The organism is Enterobacter cloacae complex sp. P15RS (genome assembly GCF_014895905.1).
GTDB lineage: Bacteria > Pseudomonadota > Gammaproteobacteria > Enterobacterales > Enterobacteriaceae > Enterobacter > Enterobacter quasihormaechei.
Genome location: NZ_JADBQL010000051.1, coordinates 1 through 20,332, shown reverse-complemented (window position 1 = coordinate 20,332; position 20,332 = coordinate 1). Strand labels below are relative to the sequence as shown.

The window sequence follows — 20,332 nt, the reverse complement described above, 5'->3', positions numbered from 1 at the left end:
GGGTTAGGGTGAGGGGTGGGGGCAGGAGGAATACATGAGCACACAACGCCCTTTGATTTCTATCTATATGCCGACATGGAATCGTCAGCAGCTGGCGATCCGCGCGATTAAATCGGTCCTGCGTCAGGATTACGATAACTGGGAACTGATTATCGTGGATGACTGTTCCTCCTCTTACGAACAGCTGCAAAAATTTGTTGAAGACCTTAACGATCCGCGCGTGGTGTACACGCACAACGCCATCAACTCCGGGGCGTGCGCGGTGCGCAATCAGGCGATTATGCAGGCGAAAGGGCAGTATCTCACCGGTATCGACGACGATGACGAATGGACGCCAAACCGCCTGTCGATCTTTCTGTCGCACAAGGCGCAGCTGGTGACCCACGCGTTTCTCTATGCCAACGACTACGTCTGTCAGGGCGAGGTGTATTCGCAGCCGGCCAGCCTGCCGCTGTATCCGAAATCACCCTATTCACGCCGCCTGTTCTACAAGCGCAATATTATCGGCAATCAGGTGTTTACCTGGGCCTGGCGCTTTAAGGAGTGCCTGTTCGATACCGAGCTGAAGGCCGCGCAGGATTACGACATCTTCCTGCGCATGGTGGTGGAGTACGGCGAGCCGTGGAAGGTGGAAGAGGCCACGCAGATCCTGCACATCAACCACGGGGAGATGCAGATCACCTCGTCACCAAAAAAATTCTCGGGCTACTTCCATTTTTACCGCAAGCACAAGGACAAGTTTGACCGTGCCAGCCGGAAGTATCAGCTCTTTACCCTCTATCAGATCCGCAATAAGCGCATGAACTGGCGCACGCTGCTGACGCTGCTGTCGGTGCGTAACGGCAAGCGTCTGGCTGACGGGCTTCGGGGGAAATAATGTTTCTGGAAGATTGCCGCGCAAACAGCTGGAGCCTGCGTCCGTGCTGCATGGTTCTGGCCTACCGTATTGCGCACTTTTGCTCGGTGTGGCGCAAGAAAAACGTACTGAACAATATCTGGGCCGCGCCGGTGCTGGTGCTGTATCGCATCATCACCGAATGCTTTTTTGGCTATGAAATTCAGGCCGCTGCCACCATCGGTCGCCGCTTTACCATTCATCACGGCTATGCGGTCGTCATCAACAAATTCGTGGTCGCGGGTGATGATTTCACCATTCGCCACGGGGTGACCATCGGCAACCGCGGGCCGGACAGCCTGGCCTGCCCGGTCATCGGCAATAACGTCGAGCTGGGGGCGAACGTGGTGATGATTGGCGATATTAGCGTAGGCAATAACGTGACGATTGGCGCAGGCAGCGTGGTGCTGGACAGCATTCCGGACAACGCGCTGGTGGTGGGTGAAAAAGCCCGCGTGAAGGTGATTAAATGAACATTCTGCAATTTAACGTGCGCCTCGCAGAGGGCGGGGCGGCAGGCGTAGCGCTGGATCTGCACCAGCGCGCGCTGCAAAAAGGACTCCAGTCGCGCTTCGTTTACGGTTACGGCAAGGGCGGCAAGAAAAGCGTCAGCCATGATAACTATCCGCAGGTGCTGAAGCAGACGCCGCGTCTGACCTCCATCGCCAATATTGCGCTGTTCCGCCTGTTTAACCGCGATCTGTTTGGCAACCTGAATAATCTTTACCGCACCGTCACCCGCACCAGCGGCCCGGTTGTGCTGCACTTCCACGTGCTGCACAGCTACTGGCTGAATCTGGATGAGGTGGTGGCGTTTTGCGGCAAGGTGAAGGCGCACAAGCCGGATACCCGGTTCGTCTGGACGCTGCACGACCACTGGAGCGTGACCGGACGCTGCGCGTTCACCGACGGATGCGAGGGCTGGAAAAACGCCTGCCAGAAATGCCCTACGCTCAGCAACTACCCGCCGGTGAAGGTGGATCGCGCGCATCAGCTGGTTGAGGGCAAGCGTCAGCTGTTCCGCGACATGCTCTCGCTCGGCTGCACGTTTATCTCTCCAAGCCAGCACGTGGCGGATGCTTTCAATAGCCTTTACGGGGCAGGGCGCTGCAAGATCATCAATAACGGTATTGATGTGGCGACGGAAGAGATCCTGGCCGAACTGACGCCCGTGGCCGTTACCGCCGGCAAGCCGAAAATTGCGGTCGTCGCCCATGACCTGCGCTACGACGGCAAAACCAACCAGCAGCTGGTGCGCGACATGATGGCGCTCGGCGACAAAATTGAACTGCATACCTTTGGCAAATTCTCGCCGTTCGAAGGCGCTAACGTGGTGAATCACGGGTTTGAAACCGACAAGCGCAAGCTGATGAGCGCCCTCAACGGCATGGACGCGCTGGTGTTCAGCTCCCGCGTGGACAACTATCCGCTGATCCTGTGCGAAGCGCTCTCCATTGGCGTGCCGGTGATTGCCACCCACAGCGACGCGGCGCGGGAAGTGCTGGAGAAATCGGGCGGTAAAACGTTCGCCGAGCAGGAGGTGCTGCCGCTGGTGCAGCTGTCGAAGGCCGATATTGCGCAGGCCGTTTTTGGCACGGACCTGGAATCGTTCCGCAACCGCAGCCGCAAAGCATACAGCGGACAACAGATGCTGGAGGAGTATGTCTCGTTCTATCAGAATCTGTAGTTATCTGCTGCTGCCGCTGATCTACCTGCTGGTCAACGTTAAGATTGCCCAGCTCGGTGAAAGCTTCCCGATCACCATCGTCACCTTCCTGCCGGTTCTGCTGCTGCTGTACGTTGACAAGCTTAACCTCAAAAAGCTGATGATTGCGCTGGGGATCGGGTTTGGCCTGACGGCGTTTAACTACATCTTTGGTCAGTCGCTGGATGCCAGCAAATATGTCACCTCCACCATGCTGTTTGTTTATATCGTTATCATTATTGGCATGGTATGGAGTATTCGCTTTAAAACTATTTCTCCGCACAATTATCGGAAAATCCTCAGGTTCTTTTATATTGCCGTTGGGCTGATTGTTATGCTTGCGGCAATGGAGATGGCGCAAATTATTCTCACGGGCGGCAGTAGCCTGATGGAAATAATTTCGAAATATCTTATATACAGTAACAGCTATGTACTGAACTTCATTAAGTTTGGTGGCAAGCGTACTACCGCGCTCTATTTTGAACCGGCGTTTTTTGCTCTGGCATTAATCTCAATTTGGCTCAGCATCAAACAGTTCGGTATCAAAACCCCCAAGACCGATGCTATGATTCTTGCAGGAATCGTTCTGTCTGGGTCGTTCTCAGGGGTAATGACGTTTATCCTGTTTTACCTGCTTGAATGGGCGTTCCAGTACCTGAACAAAGAGGCGATTAAGAAAAAACTGCCGCTGGCGATAATCTCTATGACGGTATTTTTAGTAGGCATCATATTCGCCTTTCCGTACATTTCAGAACGTCTGGGTGATTTGGGAACGGAAGGTTCGTCGTCCTATTATCGCATTGTGGGTCCACTGGTGATGGTAGGTTATTCCTTAACCCATATTGATGGCGTAGTAAGATTCGGCTCACTTTACGAATATGTTGCATCATTCGGAATCTTTAACGGTGCGGACGTCGGAAAAACCATAGACAATGGTCTGTATCTGTTAATTATTTATTTTTCCTGGTTCGCCGTACTATTGACACTGTGGTATCTGTTTAAAGTTTTCAAAATGATGATTAACGCGTTTGGTGATAACCAGAACTTTCGCGTGCAACTTTATCTGTTCACACCGGTGTCGCTGTTTTTTACCGGGTCAATATTTAGCCCGGAATATGCTTTCTTAATTGTCTGTCCGTTTATTTTGCGCAAAGCGCTCAATATTACGCGCGTATGACGAAATGAGGTGATTTATGTTTCTTAGCGTCATTACTGTCGCCTTTCGTAACTACGAAGGGGTGGTAAAAACCTGGCGCTCGCTGCGCAACCTGGCGCGCGATCCGAGCCTCACGTTTGAGTGGATCGTGGTCGATGGCGGCTCGAACGACGGCACGGCGGAGTTTCTGGAAAAACTCAACGGCGAGTTCAACTTACGTTACATCAGCGAGAAAGATAAAGGCATTTACGATGCGATGAATAAAGGCATCAGCATGGCGCAGGGGCGCTACGCCATCTTCCTCAATTCCGGCGACGTGTTCCATGAGGATGTGGCGCTGTTTGCCCGCCAGCTGGCGCGCCAGAAAGAAGATGCGATGTTTATCGGCGATGCGCTGCTTGATTTCGGTGAAGGGAAAAAAGTGCTGCGCGGCGCGAAGCCAGGCTGGTATATCTACCACAGCCTGCCGGCCAGCCATCAGGCTATTTTCTTCCCGATGAGCGGCCTGAAAAAACAGCCTTACGATTTGCGCTATAAAGTGTCATCAGATTATGCCCTGGCCGCCAGCCTGTACAAATCCGGCTACCCGTTCCGTCGAATTAAAGGACTGGTATCTGAATTTTCAATGGGCGGCGTGTCAACTTCAAATAATCTGGAATTGTGTCAGGATGCCAAAAACGTGCAGCGTAAAATATTACGCGTGCCGGGGTTCTGGGCGGAATTATCTTATTTCTTACGTCTGAAAACGACGGGTAAAGCGAAAGCCTTATATAACAAAGCCTGAGATATAAGGAAACGTAATGCAGGAATTAAATGGATTCTCCGTGCCGAAAGGTTTTCGGGGCGGGAGCGGTATTAAGGTTCAACTGTGGTGGGCCGTTCAGGCAACGTTATTTGCCTGGTCCCCGCAAATACTGTACCGCTGGCGCGCATTTTTACTGCGCCTGTTTGGCGCAAAAATAGGAAAAAACGTAGTCATTCGTCCTTCGGTGAAAATTACCTATCCCTGGAAATTAACGCTTGGGGATTACGCCTGGGTAGGAGATGACGCAGTGTTATATACCCTTGGCGAGATTACGATTGGCGCAAATTCGGTGGTGTCACAGAAGTGTTATTTGTGCACCGGCAGCCACGATTTTATGAGCCCGCATTTTGATATTACCGCTACGCCTATTGTAATCGGTGAAAAATGCTGGCTGGCAACGGATGTCTTTGTTGCACCCGGTGTTTCTGTTGGTGATGGCACGGTAGTCGGTGCCCGCAGCAGCGTTTTTAAATCGCTACCGGCAAATAAAGTTTGCCGTGGCAACCCCGCAGTGGTGATACGCGAACGCGTTGAAACTGAAAAACTTTGATAAGTACAGAGGAATATAAACATGTCTAAAGTCGCTCTCATCACCGGCGTTACCGGACAAGATGGTTCTTACCTGGCAGAATTGCTGCTGGAAAAAGGGTATGAAGTTCACGGTATTAAGCGTCGTGCCTCTTCATTCAACACCGAGCGTGTCGATCACATTTACCAGGATCCGCATGCGGCAAACCCGAAATTCCATCTGCACTACGGCGACCTGACCGATACCTCCAACCTGACCCGCATCCTGCAAGAAGTGCAGCCGGATGAAGTGTACAACCTGGGGGCGATGAGCCACGTTGCGGTTTCTTTCGAGTCCCCGGAATACACCGCCGACGTGGATGCGATGGGTACGCTGCGTCTGCTGGAAGCGATTCGCTTCCTCGGTCTTGAGAAGAAAACCCGCTTCTACCAGGCATCCACCTCCGAGCTGTACGGCCTGGTGCAGGAAATCCCGCAGAAAGAGACCACGCCGTTCTACCCGCGTTCCCCGTACGCTGTGGCGAAACTGTACGCTTACTGGATCACCGTGAACTACCGTGAATCCTACGGCATGTACGCCTGTAACGGCATTCTGTTTAACCACGAATCTCCGCGTCGCGGCGAAACCTTCGTGACCCGCAAAATCACCCGCGCAATCGCCAACATCGCTCAGGGCCTGGAGTCTTGCCTGCACCTCGGCAACATGGATTCCCTGCGTGACTGGGGCCATGCAAAAGACTACGTGAAAATGCAGTGGATGATGTTGCAGCAGGAGCAGCCAGAAGACTTCGTGATTGCGACCGGTGTGCAGTACTCCGTTCGTCAGTTCGTTGAGATGGCTGCGGCACAGCTGGGCATCAAGCTGCGCTTCGAAGGCACCGGCGTAGAAGAGAAGGGTATCGTTGTTTCCGTGACCGGCCACGACGCACCGGGCGTGAAGCCAGGCGACGTGATTGTCCAGGTTGATCCGCGCTACTTCCGTCCTGCTGAAGTGGAAACCCTGCTGGGCGACCCAACCAAAGCGCACGAGAAGCTGGGCTGGAAACCAGAAACCACCCTGCAAGAAATGGTATCCGAGATGGTGGCCAAAGATCTTGAAGCAGCGAAAAAACACTCCCTGCTCAAGTCTCATGGCTACGAGGTTGCCATCGCGCTGGAGTCCTGAGAATGACAAAACAACGTATTTTTGTCGCCGGTCATCGCGGAATGGTGGGTTCCGCGATTGTTCGCCAGCTGGAACAGCGCGGCGACGTCGAGGTGATTGTTCGCACGCGCGACGAGCTGAACCTGCTTGACAGCAAAGCGGTGGAGGATTTCTTCGCCAGCGAACGTATCGACCAGGTGTATCTGGCGGCGGCGAAGGTGGGCGGCATTGTCGCTAACAACACCTACCCGGCGGATTTCATCTACGAGAACATGATGATTGAGAGCAACATCATTCACGCGGCGCATCTGCACAACGTGAACAAGCTGCTGTTCCTCGGCTCATCCTGTATCTACCCGAAAATGGCGAAGCAGCCGATTGCCGAAAGCGAACTGTTGCAGGGCACGCTGGAAGCCACTAACGAGCCGTATGCGATTGCCAAAATTGCCGGGATCAAGCTGTGTGAATCCTACAACCGTCAGTATAACCGCGACTATCGCTCGGTGATGCCGACCAATCTGTACGGACCGCACGATAACTTCCACCCGAGCAATTCCCACGTGATCCCGGCGCTGCTGCGTCGCTTCCACGAGGCGACTGCCGAAAACGCCCCGGATGTGGTGGTGTGGGGCAGCGGGACGCCAATGCGCGAATTCCTGCACGTGGACGACATGGCGGCTGCCAGCATTCACGTGATGGAGCTGGATCGCGAGGTGTGGCAGGAAAACACCGAGCCGATGCTGTCGCACATTAACGTCGGGACCGGCGTGGACTGCACCATTCGCGAGCTGGCGCAGACCATCGCGCAGGTGGTGGGCTACAAGGGCCGCGTGGTGTTTGACGCGACCAAACCGGACGGCACGCCGCGCAAGCTGCTGGACGTGACCCGTCTGCATCAGCTGGGCTGGTATCACGAGGTCTCACTGGAGCAGGGGCTGGCCAGCACCTACCAGTGGTTCCTGGAAAACCAGCACCGCTTCCGGGGGTAATGATGTTTTTAAGTCAGGAAGATTTTGCCACGGTGGTGCGTTCCACTCCGCTCATCTCAATTGATTTGATCGTGGAGAACGAACGCGGCGAGTTCTTGCTGGGGAAACGAACCAATCGTCCTGCACAGGGCTTCTGGTTCGTGCCCGGCGGGCGCGTGCAGAAGGATGAGACGCTGGCAAATGCCTTCGAGCGTCTCACTCTGGCGGAACTGGGCCTGCAACTGCCGATGGCAGCGGGCCAGTTTTACGGGGTCTGGCAGCACTTCTATGACGACAACTTTTCAGGCACCGGCTTCACCACGCACTACATCGTGCTGGGGTTCCGCCTGAAGGTGAGTGAGGCAGACCTGCGTCTGCCTGATTCTCAGCATGACGATTACCGCTGGTTAACGCCAGAGGCGCTGCTGGCAAGCGACAACGTCCACGACAACAGTCGGGCGTACTTCCTCGCGGAACGTCAGGCCGAGGTGCCAGGCCTATGAAAATCCTCGTCTACGGAATTAACTACTCGCCGGAATTAACCGGTATCGGGAAATACACCGGCGAGATGGTCGAGTGGATGGCGAGCCAGGGACATGACGTGCGGGTGATTACCGCCCCGCCGTACTACCCGGAGTGGAAGGTAGGCGAACGCTATTCCAGCTGGCGCTATCGCCGCGAAGAGGGGGCCGCGACCGTCTGGCGCTGCCCGCTCTACGTGCCGAAACAGCCCTCGACGCTGAAACGTTTAATTCATCTGGGCAGCTTTGCCCTGAGCAGTTTCTTCCCGCTGATGGCGCAGCGTCGCTGGAAGCCGGATCGCATCATCGGCGTGGTGCCGACGCTGTTCTGCACGCCGGGCATGCGCCTGCTGGGAAAACTCTCCGGCGCGCGCACCCTGCTGCACATTCAGGATTATGAAGTGGACGCCATGCTCGGTCTGGGTATGGCCGGAAAAGGCAAGGGCGGCAAGGTGGCGAAGCTCGCCAGCGCCTTTGAGCGCAGCGGCCTGCACAACGTGGATTATGTTTCGACCATCTCGCGCTCGATGATGAACAAGGCGCAGGAGAAGGGTGTCCCGGCGGAAAAGGTGATCTTCTTCCCGAACTGGTCCGAAGTGGCGCGCTTCCGCGATGTAACAGAACACGATGCGCAGGCGCTGCGCGCGCAGCTCGGCTTGCCTGCGGAACAAAAAATTATTCTTTACTCAGGCAACATCGGTGAAAAACAGGGGCTGGAGAGCGTGATTGACGCCGCGCTTCAGCTGAGCGAACACCCGTGGATGTTTGTGATTGTCGGGCAGGGTGGCGGTAAGGCGCGGCTGGAGAAAATGGCCAGCGAGCGCGGACTGACCAACATCCGCTTCTTCCCGCTTCAGTCTTATGACGCGCTGCCCGCGCTGCTGAAAATGGCGGATTGCCATCTGGTGGTGCAAAAACGCGGCGCGGCGGATGCGGTGCTGCCGTCCAAGCTGACCAATATTCTGGCAGTGGGCGGAAACGCGGTGATTACGGCAGAAGCCGGAACAGAATTAGGCCAGCTGTGCAACAGCTACCCGGGCATTGCCGTTTGCGTGGAGCCGGAATCGGTCCCTGCGCTGGTAACCGGAATTGAGCAGGCACTCGCCATGCCAAAAGAGAACACGGTGGCACGTGAATATGCCGAACGCACGCTCGAGAAAGAGAACGTGCTGAGCCAATTTATTGCAGATATACGGGGATAAATCATGAGTCAAACCACTTTGTATCCGGTCGTAATGGCGGGTGGATCCGGGAGCCGGTTGTGGCCACTGTCCCGCGTGCTTTATCCAAAACAATTTCTGTGCCTGAAGGGCGACCTCACCATGCTGCAAACGACGGTTAACCGTCTGCACGGCGTGGAGTGCGAAAGCCCGGTGGTGATCTGCAACGAACAGCACCGCTTTATCGTTGCCGAGCAGCTGCGCCAGCTGAACAAACTGACCGAAAATATCATTCTGGAGCCTGCCGGACGTAACACCGCGCCCGCTATCGCCCTTGCGGCGCTGGCGGCAAAACGCAGCAGCCCGGACTGCGATCCGCTGATGCTGGTGCTGGCGGCTGACCACGTTATCCAGCAGGAAGACGCCTTCCGCGACGCGGTTCGGGCGGCCATTCCTTATGCAGAAGACGGCAAGCTGGTGACCTTCGGCATCGTGCCGGACCTGCCGGAAACCGGCTATGGCTACATTCGCCGCGGCAGCGTAACGCCGGGCGAGGGCGACAGCGTGGCCTTTGACGTGGCGCAGTTTGTCGAGAAGCCTAATCTGGAAACCGCGCAGGCGTACGTGGCCAGCGGTGAATACTACTGGAACAGCGGCATGTTCCTGTTCCGCGCCGGGCGCTACCTGGAAGAACTGGAAAAATACCGTCCGGATATCTTAAGCGCCTGCGAAAAAGCGATGGCGGTGGTGGATCCGGATCTCGATTTTATCCGCGTGGATGAAGACGCCTTCCTCGCCTGTCCGGAAGAGTCCATCGACTATGCGGTGATGGAACGCACGGCAGATGCGGTAGTGGTGCCGATGGATGCGGGCTGGAGCGACGTCGGCTCCTGGTCATCACTGTGGGAGATCAGCGCACACACCCCGGAGGGTAACGTCCATCACGGTGATGTCATCAGCCACAAAACGGAAAACAGCTACGTTTACGCCGAGTCTGGCCTCGTCACCACGGTCGGGGTGAAAGATCTGGTGGTGGTGCAGACCAAAGACGCGGTGCTGATTGCCGACCGTAACGCCGTGCAGGACGTGAAAAAAGTGGTGGAGCAGATCAAGGCCGACGGCCGTCACGAGCACCATATCCACCGGGAAGTCTACCGTCCGTGGGGGAAATATGACTCCATCGACGCGGGCGAACGTTACCAGGTGAAGCGCATTACCGTGAAGCCGGGTGAGGGGCTGTCGGTGCAGATGCACCATCATCGCGCCGAACACTGGGTCGTGGTGGCGGGTACCGCCAAAGTGACCATCGACGGTGAAGTGAAGCTGCTCGGCGAAAACGAGTCCATTTATATTCCGCTGGGGGCAACGCACTGCCTGGAAAACCCGGGGAAAATTCCGCTCGACCTAATTGAGGTGCGCTCCGGCTCCTATCTGGAGGAGGACGACATCATTCGCTTCCAGGATCGCTACGGGCGCGTGTAGCACTCCGCATCATGCCCGGTGGCGCTGCGCTTACCGGGCCTACGAATGACAAAAATAAATTTGGCCATTAATTGGTCAGGGCCAACTGTTGCCTGAAAAAGGGGTCATCATGGAAAAATTAACCTGTTTTAAAGCCTACGACATTCGCGGCAAGCTGGGCGAAGAGCTGAATGAAGACATCGCGTGGCGCATTGGCCGCGCGTACGGCGAATACCTGAAGCCACAAACTATCGTACTGGGCGGCGACGTGCGTCTGACCAGTGAATCCCTGAAGCTGGCGTTGGCGAAAGGGCTACAGGACGCGGGCGTGGATGTCCTGGACATCGGCCTTTCCGGTACCGAAGAGATCTATTTTGCCACCTTCCACCTCGGCGTGGACGGCGGTATCGAAGTGACGGCCAGCCATAACCCGATGGACTACAACGGCATGAAGCTGGTGCGCAAGGGCGCGCGTCCTATCAGCGGCGACACCGGACTGCGCGACGTGCAGCGTCTGGCCGAGGCCAACGACTTCCCGCCGGTGAATGAAGCCAGACGCGGCAGCTATAAGCAGATCAACCTGCAAAAAGAGTACATCGACCACCTGCTGGGCTACATCAACGTGGCAAACCTCAAGCCGCTGAAGCTAGTGATCAACTCCGGCAACGGCGCGGCAGGCCCGGTTGTCGATGCACTTGAAGCCCGCTTCAAGGCGCTGAACGTGCCGGTAACGTTCGTCAAAGTGCACAACACGCCTGACGGCAACTTCCCGAACGGTATTCCTAACCCGCTGCTGCCGGAGTGCCGCGACGACACCCGCAACGCGGTGATCGAGCACGGTGCCGATATGGGTATCGCCTTTGACGGCGACTTCGACCGCTGCTTCCTGTTCGACGAAAAAGGGCAGTTTATCGAAGGCTACTACATCGTTGGCCTGCTGGCGGAAGCGTTCCTTGAGAAAAACCCGGGCGCGAAGATCATTCACGATCCGCGTCTTTCCTGGAACACCGTTGACGTGGTGAAAGCCGCGGGCGGCGAGCCGGTGATGTCCAAAACCGGTCACGCGTTTATCAAAGAGCGCATGCGCGAGGAAGACGCCATCTACGGCGGCGAGATGAGCGCGCACCACTATTTCCGTGATTTTGCCTACTGCGACAGCGGGATGATCCCGTGGCTGCTGGTGACCGAACTGCTGTGCCTGAAAGGGCAGAGCCTGGGTGAGCTGGTGCGCGACCGCATGGCGGCATTCCCGGCCAGCGGCGAGATCAACAGCAAGCTGGCACAGCCCGCCGAGGCCATCGCCCGCGTTGAACACCACTTTGCCCTTCACGCGCTGGAGATTGACCGTACCGACGGTATCAGCATGGCGTTCCCGCAGTGGCGCTTCAACCTGCGCTCCTCAAACACCGAGCCGGTGGTGCGCCTGAACGTGGAATCCCGCGCTGACACGGCGCTGATGGAAGCCCGAACGAAGGACATTCTGGCGCTGTTGAATCAGTAAAAACTGCCCCTCACCCCAGCCCTCTCCCCAAAGGGGAGAGGGTGTTTAAGTTCCCTCTCCCCTTTGGGGAGAGGGGTAGGGTGAGGGGAAAGGTTTAGAACTAAAGGAACAACGATGACAAATCTAAAAAAGCGCGAACGAGCGAGAACGAATGCATCGTTAATCTCAATGGTGCAGCGTTTTTCTGATATCACCATCATGGTCGGCGGACTGTGGGCGGTGTGTTGGGTCAGCGGGCAGTCGTTCTTCTACATGCATTTGCTGATGGCGTTGATCGCGCTGGTGGTGTTTCAGATGATTGGCGGCATGACCGATTTTTATCGTTCATGGCGCGGCGTCAAAATGACCACCGAACTGATGCTGCTGCTCCAGAACTGGACCTTAAGCCTGATTTTCAGCGCAGGCCTGGTGGCGTTCAGCCATGATTTTGATAACCGCCTTGTGACTTATCTCTGCTGGTATCTGTTGACCAGCGTTGGCATGGTGGTTTGCCGCTCGCTGATCCGCTTCGGCGCAGGCTGGCTGCGCAACCGCGGCTATAACCGCCGCTTCGTTGCCGTGGCGGGGGATCTGCCGGTCGGGCAGGTGCTGCTCGACAGCTTCCGCAAAGAGCCGTGGTTAGGTTTTGAAGTGGTCGGAATTTATCACGACGCGAAGCCCGGCGGCGTGCCGTCCGACTGGGCGGGCAACTACGAACAGCTTATCGACGACGCCAAAGCCGGCAAAATTCATAACGTCTACATCGCCATGCAGATGAAGGATGAATCCCGCATCAAGAAACTGATGCGCGAGCTGGCGGATACCACCTGCTCGGTGATCCTCATCCCGGACGTGTTCACCTTCAACATTCTTCACTCCCGTATTGAAGAGGTAAACGGGGTGCCGGTTGTTCCGCTGTACGACACGCCGCTGTCGGGGATCAACCGCGTGCTGAAGCGCGTGGAAGACATTGTGCTGTCGTCCCTGATCCTGCTGCTGATCTCCCCTGTGCTGTGCTGCATTGCGCTGGCGGTGAAGATCAGCTCGCCGGGGCCGATCATCTTCCGTCAGACCCGCTACGGCATGGACGGTAAGCCGATCATGGTGTGGAAGTTCCGCTCCATGAAGGTGATGGAGAACGACAAGGTGGTAACCCAGGCGACGCAGAACGATCCGCGCGTCACCCGCGTGGGCAATTTCCTGCGCCGTACCTCGCTGGATGAGCTGCCGCAGTTCATCAACGTGTTCACCGGGGGGATGTCCATCGTCGGGCCACGTCCTCACGCCGTGGCCCATAACGAGCAGTACCGTACCCTGATTGAAGGCTACATGCTGCGCCATAAGGTGAAGCCAGGCATTACCGGCTGGGCGCAGATCAACGGCTGGCGCGGCGAGACCGACACGCTGGAAAAAATGGAAAAACGCATCGAGTTCGACCTGGAGTACATCCGCGAGTGGAGCCTCTGGTTCGATATCAAGATTGTTTTTCTGACCATTTTCAAAGGCTTCGTGAACAAAGCGGCGTACTAAGATGAGCTTACGAGAAAAAACCATCAGCGGCGCAAAATGGTCAGCCATGGCCACCATCGTCATCATCGGCCTCGGGCTGGTGCAGATGACGGTGCTGGCGCGCATTATCGATAACCACCAGTTTGGCCTGCTGACCGTCTCGCTGGTGATTATCGCGCTGGCCGATACGCTGTCTGACTTCGGTATCGCCAACTCCATTATCCAGCGCAAAGAGATCAGCCATCTGGAGCTGACCACGCTCTACTGGCTGAACGTTGGGCTGGGCATCTTAGTCTTTGTGCTGGTGTTCCTCCTGAGTGACGTGATTGCCAGCGTGCTGCATAACCCGGACCTGGCGCCACTGATGCGCACCCTGTCGTTTGCTTTTGTGGTGATCCCGCACGGGCAGCAGTTCCGCGCGCTGATGCAAAAAGAGCTGGAGTTCAACAAGATTGGCATGATTGAAACCAGCGCCGTGCTGGCGGGCTTTACCTTCACCGTGGTCAGCGCCCATTTCTGGCCGCTGGCGATGACCGCCATTCTTGGCTACCTCGTTAACTCTGCCGTGCGCACGCTGCTGTTTGGCTTCTTTGGCCGCAAGATTTATCGCCCGGGGCTGCACTTCTCGCTGGCGTCTGTTTCGTCCAACCTGCGCTTTGGCGCATGGCTGACGGCAGACAGCATCATCAACTACGTGAATACTAACCTCTCCACGCTGGTGCTGGCGCGCATTCTGGGCGCAAGCGTCGCGGGCGGCTATAACCTGGCGTACAACGTCGCGGTTGTCCCGCCGATGAAGCTCAACCCTATCATTACCCGCGTGCTGTTCCCGGCGTTCGCCAAGATTCAGGACGATACCGAGAAGCTGCGCGTGAACTTTTACAAGCTGCTCTCCGTGGTGGGGATCATCAACTTCCCGGTGCTGCTGGGGCTGATGGTGGTCTCCAGCAATTTCGTGCCGCTGGTGTTTGGCGAGAAGTGGAACAGCATCATCCCGATCCTGCAACTGCTGTGCGTTGTGGGGCTGCTGCGCTCGGTGGGGAACCCGATTGGTTCTCTGCTGATGGCGAAAGCGCGAGTGGATATCAGCTTCAAGTTCAACGTGTTTAAAACCTTCCTGTTTATTCCGGCAATTATTGTGGGCGGCCACACGGCGGGCGCCATTGGCGTGACGCTCGGCTTCCTGCTGGTGCAGATCGTCAATACCGTGCTGAGCTACTTCGTGATGATTAAACCGGTGCTGGGCTCCAGCTACCGTCAGTACATCCTCAGCCTGTGGCTGCCGTTTTATCTCTCATTACCGACGCTTGCGGTGAGCTACGGTCTGGGCGTGGTGCTCAACGGGCATCTGCCGCTGGCGGCGCTGCTGGCGGTGCAGGTGGCGGCCGGCGCGCTGGCGTTCGGCGTGATGATTGTGCTGTCCCGCAATGCGCTGGTGGTCGAGATGAAGCGCCAGTTTTGCCGTAACGAAAAAATGAAAACGCTGCTTCGCGCAGGCTAATTTTACGAGGCCATTATGAAATTACTTATTCTTGGCAACCATACCTGCGGCAACCGTGGCGACAGCGCCATCCTGCGCGGTTTACTGGATGCAATTAACACCCTTAAGCCTGAGACAGAAGTGGATGTGATGAGCCGTTATCCGGTCAGCTCATCCTGGTTACTCAACCGCCCGGTGATGGGCGACCCGCTCTACAGCCAGATGAAACAGCACTACAACGCTGCGGGCGTGATGGGGCGCGTGAAGAAAGTGCTGCGTCGTCGCTACCAGCATCAGGTGCTGCTTTCCCGCGTCACCGATACCGGCAAGCTGCGCAACATTGCCATCGCGCAGGGCTTTACCGATTTCGTGCGTCTGCTGTCCGGCTATGACGCCATTATTCAGGTGGGCGGCTCGTTCTTCGTCGACCTGTACGGCGTGCCGCAGTTTGAACATGCGCTTTGCACCTTTATGGCGAAAAAGCCGCTGTTTATGATCGGCCACAGCGTCGGGCCATTCCAGGATCCGCAGTTCAACCAGCTGGCGAACTATGTCTTCGGCCACTGCGACGCGCTGATCCTGCGTGAATCGGTCAGCCTCGACATGATGAAGCGCAGCGAAATCGACACCACCAAAGTGGAGCACGGCGTAGACACCGCCTGGCTGGTGGATCATCAGGATGACAGCTTCCAGGCCAGCTACGCGGTACAGCACTGGCTGGACGTGGCGGCACAGCAGAAAACCGTCGCCATTACCCTGCGTGAACTCGCCCCGTTTGATAAACGCCTCGGCACGACCCAGGCGGCGTACGAAAAAGCCTTTGCCGACGTAGTCAACCGCGTGCTGGACAGCGGTTACCAGGTGCTGGCGCTCTCAACCTGTACCGGTATCGACAGCTACAACAAGGATGACCGCATGGTGGCGCTGAACCTGCGCAACCTGGTGAACGATCCGTCCCGCTACCACGTGGTGATGGACGAACTGAACGACCTGGAGATGGGCAAACTGCTCTCCGCCTGCGACCTGACCGTGGGCACGCGTCTGCACTCGGCGATTATCTCGATGAACTTCGGCACGCCGGCCATCGCCATCAACTACGAGCACAAGTCCGCGGGCATTATGCAGCAGCTCGGTATGCCGGAAATGGCCGTCGATATTCGTCATCTGCTGGACGGATCGCTGGGTGCAATGGTGGGCGACACGCTCGGCCAGCTGCCTGCGATCAACGAGCGTCTGGCGGTGGCGGTGAAAGCCGAACGCGAAAAGGGCATTGGGATGGTGAAATCCGTCCTCGACCGCGTCCGGGAGGGGAAATGAAGGTTGGTTTCTTCTTACTGAAATTCCCGCTGTCGTCTGAAACTTTCGTGCTGAACCAAATCACCGCGTTTATCGATATGGGATATGACGTGGAGATTATCGCCCTGCAAAAGGGCGATACGCAGAACACCCATGCGGCGTATACCCAGTATGGGCTGGAGGCGAAAACCCGCTGGTTGCAGGACGAACCCGCCGGACGGATGAACAAACTGCGCCATCGCGCCGGCCAGACGCTGCGCGGCCTGCATCGCGCGTCGACCTGGCGGGCGCTGAATATGTCGCGCTACGGGGCGGAGGCCCGCAACCTGATCCTCTCCGCCATTTGCGGGCAAACGGCCCAGCCGTACCGCGCCGACGTCTTTATCGCCCACTTCGGACCGGCAGGCGTAACCGCCGCGAAACTGCGCGAGCTGGGGGTGATTGAGGGCAAAATCGCCACCATTTTCCACGGTATCGATATCTCCAGCCGGGAAGTGCTGAACCAATACACGCCGGAATATCAGCAGCTGTTTCGCCGTGGCGACATGATGCTGCCGATAAGCGATCTGTGGGCCGGACGCCTGAAAACCATGGGCTGCCCGAGCGACAAAATCACCGTTTCACGCATGGGCGTGGACATGGAACGCTTCACCCAGCGACCGGTCAAGGTGCCGGGCAAGCCGCTGCAAATTATCTCTGTTGCCCGTCTGACCGAAAAGAAAGGGCTGCACGTGGCCATCGAGGCCTGTCGCCAGCTGAAGGCGCGCGGCGTGGACTTCCACTACCGCATTCTGGGTATCGGACCGTGGGAGCGTCGTCTGCGCACGCTGATTGAGCAGTATCAGCTGGAAGACGTGGTCGAGATGCCCGGCTTTAAGCCGAGCCACGAAGTGAAGGCCATGCTCGATGACGCCGATGTGTTTCTGCTGCCCTCCGTGACGGGCGCCGACGGCGATATGGAAGGCATTCCCGTGGCGCTGATGGAGGCGATGGCGGTCGGCATTCCGGTGGTTTCGACGCTGCACAGCGGGATCCCGGAGCTGATCACCTCTGAACATTCCGGCTGGCTGGTCCCCGAAAACAATGCGCTGGCGCTGGCGGACCGTCTGGCCGCGTTCAGTGACATCGATCGGCAGACGCTGATCCCCGTGCTGGAAAATGCGCGGCAAAAAGTTGAAGCAGAATTCAATCAGCAGGTGATTAATCGCCAGTTAGCGAGCCTGCTGCAAACGCTGTAACGCTGAGGTTGTATGCTGAAAAAGATTACCCGACGCCGATTTGTCTCGTCATTATCCGTCCTGGCCGCCATGCCGCTGTTGTCGCCCCGCGCTGCGCGGGCGACGACGGGGAAGACGGTTTCTGTCGATCGCTACAACAATCACGACTGGATCGCCGCCTTTAAGCAGGCCTTTACCGAGGGCGATACCGTTGTTGTTCCCGCCGGGTTAACCTGTGAAAACATCAATACCGGCATTTTTATTCCTGATGGCAAAACCCTGCTGATCCGCGGCGCGTTGAAGGGCAACGGGCGCGGACGGTTTGTGCTCCAGGAAGGCTGCAAGGTCATTGGGGAAGGAGAAGGGCGCACGCATAACATCACGCTGGACGTGCGTGGCTCCGACTGCGTCATTAAAGGGCTGGCGATGAGCGGCTTCGGCCCCGTCACCCAGATCTACATTGGCGGCAAAAAACCGAGAGTGATGCGTAACCTGCTTATCGATCGCCTCACCGTCAGCCAGGCGAACTACGCCATTCTGCGCCAGGGATTCCATAATCAGGTGGACGGCGCGCGCATTACCAACAGCAAGTTCAGCCACTTGCAGGGTGACGCGATAGAGTGGAATGTGGCCATTAACGACCGCAACATCCTGATCTCTGACCACGTCATCGATAACATCAACTGCACCAACGGCAAAATCAACTGGGGCATAGGCATTGGGCTTGCCGGCAGCACCTATGATAACGACTATCCGGAAAAGCAGACCGTTAAAAACTTCGTTGTGGCAAATATCACCGGCAGCAACTGTCGGCAGCTGGTCCATGTCGAAAACGGTAAACACTTTGTGATCCGTAATATCAAGGCCAGCAATATCACTCCTGACTTCAGTAAAAAGGCCGGAATTGATAACGCGACGGTAGCTATTTATGGCTGTGATAATTTCGTTATTGATAATGTCGATATGGTAAACAGCGCCGGAATGTTAATCGGGTATGGCGTGATTAAGGGCGATTATCTGTCGATACCGCAAAACTTCAAGCTTAACGATATTCATCTGGATAACCGACAGCTTGCCTATAAGCTGCGCGGAATTCAGATTTCTTCAGGCAATGCCACGTCGTTTGTCGCCATTACCAACGTTGAGATGCAGCGGGCAACGCTGGAGCTGCACAATAAGCCGCAGCACCTTTTCTTGCGCAATATCAACGTGATGCAGGAGTCGACAACGGGCCCCGCCCTGAAGATGAACTTCGACCTGCGCAAAGACGTGCGCGGGAAGTTTATGGCTAAAAACGAGACGCTGCTGTCGCTCGCAAACATTCACGCGGTTAATGAAAAGGGGCAGAGCTCGGTGGATATTGATCGGGTCGATCAACACGTGGTGAATACGGAACGGTTGAATTTTGCGCTGCCGCACAGGTAATCACACAGGCTATTTTGCGACTATTCCTGGAACAGAATCGCGATCTATTCAGATTACAACTACTGTAATTTGTGGTGGGGTGACCTAGGATTACGTCATATTTACGGCAAAACATGCTGGCGAAAACGGGTTTAAAAGCTATAATTCGTCAACCATTTTAAGGTGGAAGAAATAATGATTAATTTGAAAGCAGTCATACCGGTAGCAGGTCTGGGCATGCACATGTTGCCAGCCACAAAGGCCATTCCTAAAGAGATGCTGCCGATCGTTGACAAGCCGATGATTCAGTACATCGTCGACGAGATTGTTGCTGCGGGGATCAAAGAAATCGTTCTGGTAACGCACTCTTCAAAGAATGCGGTAGAGAACCACTTCGACACCTCTTATGAACTCGAAGCGCTGCTTGAGCAGCGCGTTAAGCGTCAGCTTCTGGCGGAAGTTCAGTCTATCTGCCCTCCTGGCGTGACCATCATGAACGTGCGTCAGGCACAGCCGCTGGGCCTGGGACACTCCATCCTGTGCGCGCGCCCGGTCGTGGGTGACAACCCGTTCATCGTGGTTCTGCCGGATATCATCATTGATACCGCTTCTGCCGATCCGCTGCGTTACAACCTGGCGGCAATGGTCGCACGCTTCAACGAAACGGGCCGCAGCCAGGTGCTGGCGAAACGTATGAAGGGCGATCTCTCTGAGTACTCTGTCATTCAGACTAAAGAGCCGCTGGAGACGGAAGGGCAGGTGAGCCGTATCGTTGAGTTTATTGAAAAACCCGATCAGCCGCAGACCCTGGACTCCGACCTGATGGCGGTAGGCCGTTATGTGCTGAATGCGGATATCTGGGCTGAGCTGGAAAAAACCGAGCCGGGCGCCTGGGACCGTATCCAGCTGACCGATGCGATTGCTGAGCTGGGGAAAAAGCAGTCCGTTGATGCCATGCTGATGACCGGTGATAGCTATGACTGCGGTAAGAAAATGGGGTATATGCAGGCGTTTGTGAACTACGGTCTGCGTAACCTGAAGGAAGGGGCGAAGTTCAGAAGCCGGATTGAGAAGCTGCTTAAAGAGCACTAAACCTTCGGTATACACCCGCATAGTATCAATCTAAGGTGGTAAGCGTTCACAATGGATAGAACGCTACCGCCTTTTAATGTTTCTGACACAGGCAAGGGCGTTTTAGTACGATCGTCTATAACTTTTTGCTTGTTTCTAAACGAGATACGTCAGACAATTATCCGCATATTTTAGGAACCGGAACTGCGTATTCGGCGTTCAAAAATTTGTTATAGAATATAAGCATGTTGGTAGCTTAGGAGCCAAGGGCGGTAGCGTGGCCCGACCATGTTGAGCGCTGTGGCTCATTCCCTTTATTAGTAATGCTAATATTTTACCTAAAGGCAGATTGATGGCATCTCTGTATTTTTTACTTCCTCTTTTATATATTATTTGCACCATATACTTTATAAAAGGCGTATATATTCGCGTTTTTACTATTTTCTACTTTGTGGTGAATTTTGTATATTATCTATCTGTCTGGATACAGGGTATTCCGCTAGAGGAGGGATATACTCAGGTATTCTGGTTC

The 20,332-nt window shown here is 55.9% G+C and carries 18 protein-coding genes; all 18 read left to right on the top strand.

Annotation, left to right across the window (positions count from 1 at the left end):
* The first annotated feature begins 34 nt into the window (after window positions 1–34).
* A complete protein-coding gene (gene wcaA / locus IM267_RS21040) occupies window positions 35–877 on the top strand; it encodes a colanic acid biosynthesis glycosyltransferase WcaA (protein ID WP_006811246.1) in 843 nt (280 codons plus the stop codon).
* Window positions 877–1,368, top strand: a complete 492-nt coding sequence (wcaB, locus tag IM267_RS21035; protein WP_063866528.1) for a colanic acid biosynthesis acetyltransferase WcaB — start codon at window positions 877–879, stop codon at window positions 1,366–1,368. Before wcaA ends, wcaB begins: the two co-directional genes overlap by 1 nt.
* The gene (wcaC, locus tag IM267_RS21030; protein WP_063450256.1) at window positions 1,365–2,582 is read left to right on the top strand and encodes a colanic acid biosynthesis glycosyltransferase WcaC; all 1,218 of its coding nucleotides are present in this window, start codon (window positions 1,365–1,367) and stop codon (window positions 2,580–2,582) included. The genes wcaB and wcaC overlap by 4 nt, the downstream gene beginning before the upstream one ends.
* Window positions 2,557–3,777, top strand: coding sequence for a colanic acid polymerase WcaD (gene wcaD, locus IM267_RS21025; RefSeq protein ID WP_193034233.1), 1,221 nt, complete (start codon window positions 2,557–2,559; stop codon window positions 3,775–3,777). The genes wcaC and wcaD overlap by 26 nt, the downstream gene beginning before the upstream one ends.
* A gap of 16 nt (window positions 3,778–3,793) precedes the next feature.
* On the top strand, window positions 3,794–4,540 hold the full coding sequence (gene wcaE, locus IM267_RS21020; protein ID WP_063450254.1) for a colanic acid biosynthesis glycosyltransferase WcaE: 747 nt from the start codon (window positions 3,794–3,796) through the stop codon (window positions 4,538–4,540).
* A gap of 16 nt (window positions 4,541–4,556) precedes the next feature.
* Window positions 4,557–5,111 carry a colanic acid biosynthesis acetyltransferase WcaF gene (gene wcaF / locus IM267_RS21015; RefSeq protein WP_063450253.1) on the top strand — a complete coding sequence of 185 codons (555 nt, stop codon included), beginning with the start codon at window positions 4,557–4,559 and terminating at the stop codon, window positions 5,109–5,111.
* Window positions 5,112–5,132: 21 nt separating this feature from the next.
* On the top strand, window positions 5,133–6,254 hold the full coding sequence (gene gmd / locus IM267_RS21010; protein ID WP_003863514.1) for a GDP-mannose 4,6-dehydratase: 1,122 nt from the start codon (window positions 5,133–5,135) through the stop codon (window positions 6,252–6,254).
* 2 nt (window positions 6,255–6,256) lie between these two features.
* On the top strand, window positions 6,257–7,222 hold the full coding sequence (locus IM267_RS21005; RefSeq protein ID WP_063450251.1) for a GDP-L-fucose synthase: 966 nt from the start codon (window positions 6,257–6,259) through the stop codon (window positions 7,220–7,222).
* 2 nt (window positions 7,223–7,224) lie between these two features.
* Window positions 7,225–7,704, top strand: a complete 480-nt coding sequence (locus tag IM267_RS21000; RefSeq protein ID WP_074177722.1) for a GDP-mannose mannosyl hydrolase — start codon at window positions 7,225–7,227, stop codon at window positions 7,702–7,704.
* Entirely contained in the window at window positions 7,701–8,924 is a 1,224-nt protein-coding gene (wcaI, locus tag IM267_RS20995) for a colanic acid biosynthesis fucosyltransferase WcaI (protein WP_063450249.1), read from the top strand. Before IM267_RS21000 ends, wcaI begins: the two co-directional genes overlap by 4 nt.
* A 3-nt stretch (window positions 8,925–8,927) precedes the next feature.
* Window positions 8,928–10,364 (top strand): mannose-1-phosphate guanyltransferase, encoded by a 1,437-nt coding sequence (gene cpsB / locus IM267_RS20990; RefSeq protein WP_063450248.1) that lies wholly within the window; start codon window positions 8,928–8,930, stop codon window positions 10,362–10,364.
* 109 nt (window positions 10,365–10,473) lie between these two features.
* On the top strand, window positions 10,474–11,844 hold the full coding sequence (gene cpsG / locus IM267_RS20985) for a colanic acid biosynthesis phosphomannomutase CpsG (RefSeq protein WP_063866524.1): 1,371 nt from the start codon (window positions 10,474–10,476) through the stop codon (window positions 11,842–11,844).
* Between the two features lie 114 nt (window positions 11,845–11,958).
* Window positions 11,959–13,353 carry an undecaprenyl-phosphate glucose phosphotransferase gene (gene wcaJ / locus IM267_RS20980; protein ID WP_063866523.1) on the top strand — a complete coding sequence of 465 codons (1,395 nt, stop codon included), beginning with the start codon at window positions 11,959–11,961 and terminating at the stop codon, window positions 13,351–13,353.
* A 1-nt stretch (window position 13,354) separates the two neighbouring features.
* Window positions 13,355–14,833 carry a colanic acid undecaprenyl disphosphate flippase WzxC gene (gene wzxC, locus IM267_RS20975; RefSeq protein ID WP_193034232.1) on the top strand — a complete coding sequence of 493 codons (1,479 nt, stop codon included), beginning with the start codon at window positions 13,355–13,357 and terminating at the stop codon, window positions 14,831–14,833.
* Between the two features lie 15 nt (window positions 14,834–14,848).
* Window positions 14,849–16,129 (top strand): colanic acid biosynthesis pyruvyl transferase WcaK, encoded by a 1,281-nt coding sequence (gene wcaK / locus IM267_RS20970; RefSeq protein ID WP_193034231.1) that lies wholly within the window; start codon window positions 14,849–14,851, stop codon window positions 16,127–16,129.
* Window positions 16,126–17,346: a colanic acid biosynthesis glycosyltransferase WcaL gene (wcaL, locus tag IM267_RS20965; protein WP_193034230.1), complete on the top strand. Its 1,221-nt coding sequence runs from the start codon at window positions 16,126–16,128 to the stop codon at window positions 17,344–17,346. Before wcaK ends, wcaL begins: the two co-directional genes overlap by 4 nt.
* A 12-nt stretch (window positions 17,347–17,358) precedes the next feature.
* A complete protein-coding gene (gene wcaM, locus IM267_RS20960) occupies window positions 17,359–18,750 on the top strand; it encodes a colanic acid biosynthesis protein WcaM (protein ID WP_193034229.1) in 1,392 nt (463 codons plus the stop codon).
* Window positions 18,751–18,924: 174 nt separating this feature from the next.
* Complete coding sequence (gene galF / locus IM267_RS20955) at window positions 18,925–19,821, top strand: GalU regulator GalF (RefSeq protein WP_048244533.1); 897 nt, start codon at window positions 18,925–18,927, stop codon at window positions 19,819–19,821.
* The last annotated feature ends 511 nt before the right edge of the window (window positions 19,822–20,332 follow it).

Bases quoted from the DNA above. Each gene is read 5' to 3' on its own strand.
- wcaA (WP_006811246.1), top strand. From the start codon at position 35: ATGAGCACACAACGCCCTTTGATTTCTATCTATATGCCGACATGGAAT.
- wcaB (WP_063866528.1), top strand. From the start codon at position 877: ATGTTTCTGGAAGATTGCCGCGCAAACAGCTGGAGCCTGCGTCCGTGC.
- wcaC (WP_063450256.1), top strand. From the start codon at position 1,365: ATGAACATTCTGCAATTTAACGTGCGCCTCGCAGAGGGCGGGGCGGCA.
- wcaD (WP_193034233.1), top strand. From the start codon at position 2,557: ATGTCTCGTTCTATCAGAATCTGTAGTTATCTGCTGCTGCCGCTGATC.
- wcaE (WP_063450254.1), top strand. From the start codon at position 3,794: ATGTTTCTTAGCGTCATTACTGTCGCCTTTCGTAACTACGAAGGGGTG.
- wcaF (WP_063450253.1), top strand. From the start codon at position 4,557: ATGCAGGAATTAAATGGATTCTCCGTGCCGAAAGGTTTTCGGGGCGGG.
- gmd (WP_003863514.1), top strand. From the start codon at position 5,133: ATGTCTAAAGTCGCTCTCATCACCGGCGTTACCGGACAAGATGGTTCT.
- IM267_RS21005 (WP_063450251.1), top strand. From the start codon at position 6,257: ATGACAAAACAACGTATTTTTGTCGCCGGTCATCGCGGAATGGTGGGT.
- IM267_RS21000 (WP_074177722.1), top strand. From the start codon at position 7,225: ATGTTTTTAAGTCAGGAAGATTTTGCCACGGTGGTGCGTTCCACTCCG.
- wcaI (WP_063450249.1), top strand. From the start codon at position 7,701: ATGAAAATCCTCGTCTACGGAATTAACTACTCGCCGGAATTAACCGGT.
- cpsB (WP_063450248.1), top strand. From the start codon at position 8,928: ATGAGTCAAACCACTTTGTATCCGGTCGTAATGGCGGGTGGATCCGGG.
- cpsG (WP_063866524.1), top strand. From the start codon at position 10,474: ATGGAAAAATTAACCTGTTTTAAAGCCTACGACATTCGCGGCAAGCTG.
- wcaJ (WP_063866523.1), top strand. From the start codon at position 11,959: ATGACAAATCTAAAAAAGCGCGAACGAGCGAGAACGAATGCATCGTTA.
- wzxC (WP_193034232.1), top strand. From the start codon at position 13,355: ATGAGCTTACGAGAAAAAACCATCAGCGGCGCAAAATGGTCAGCCATG.
- wcaK (WP_193034231.1), top strand. From the start codon at position 14,849: ATGAAATTACTTATTCTTGGCAACCATACCTGCGGCAACCGTGGCGAC.
- wcaL (WP_193034230.1), top strand. From the start codon at position 16,126: ATGAAGGTTGGTTTCTTCTTACTGAAATTCCCGCTGTCGTCTGAAACT.
- wcaM (WP_193034229.1), top strand. From the start codon at position 17,359: ATGCTGAAAAAGATTACCCGACGCCGATTTGTCTCGTCATTATCCGTC.
- galF (WP_048244533.1), top strand. From the start codon at position 18,925: ATGATTAATTTGAAAGCAGTCATACCGGTAGCAGGTCTGGGCATGCAC.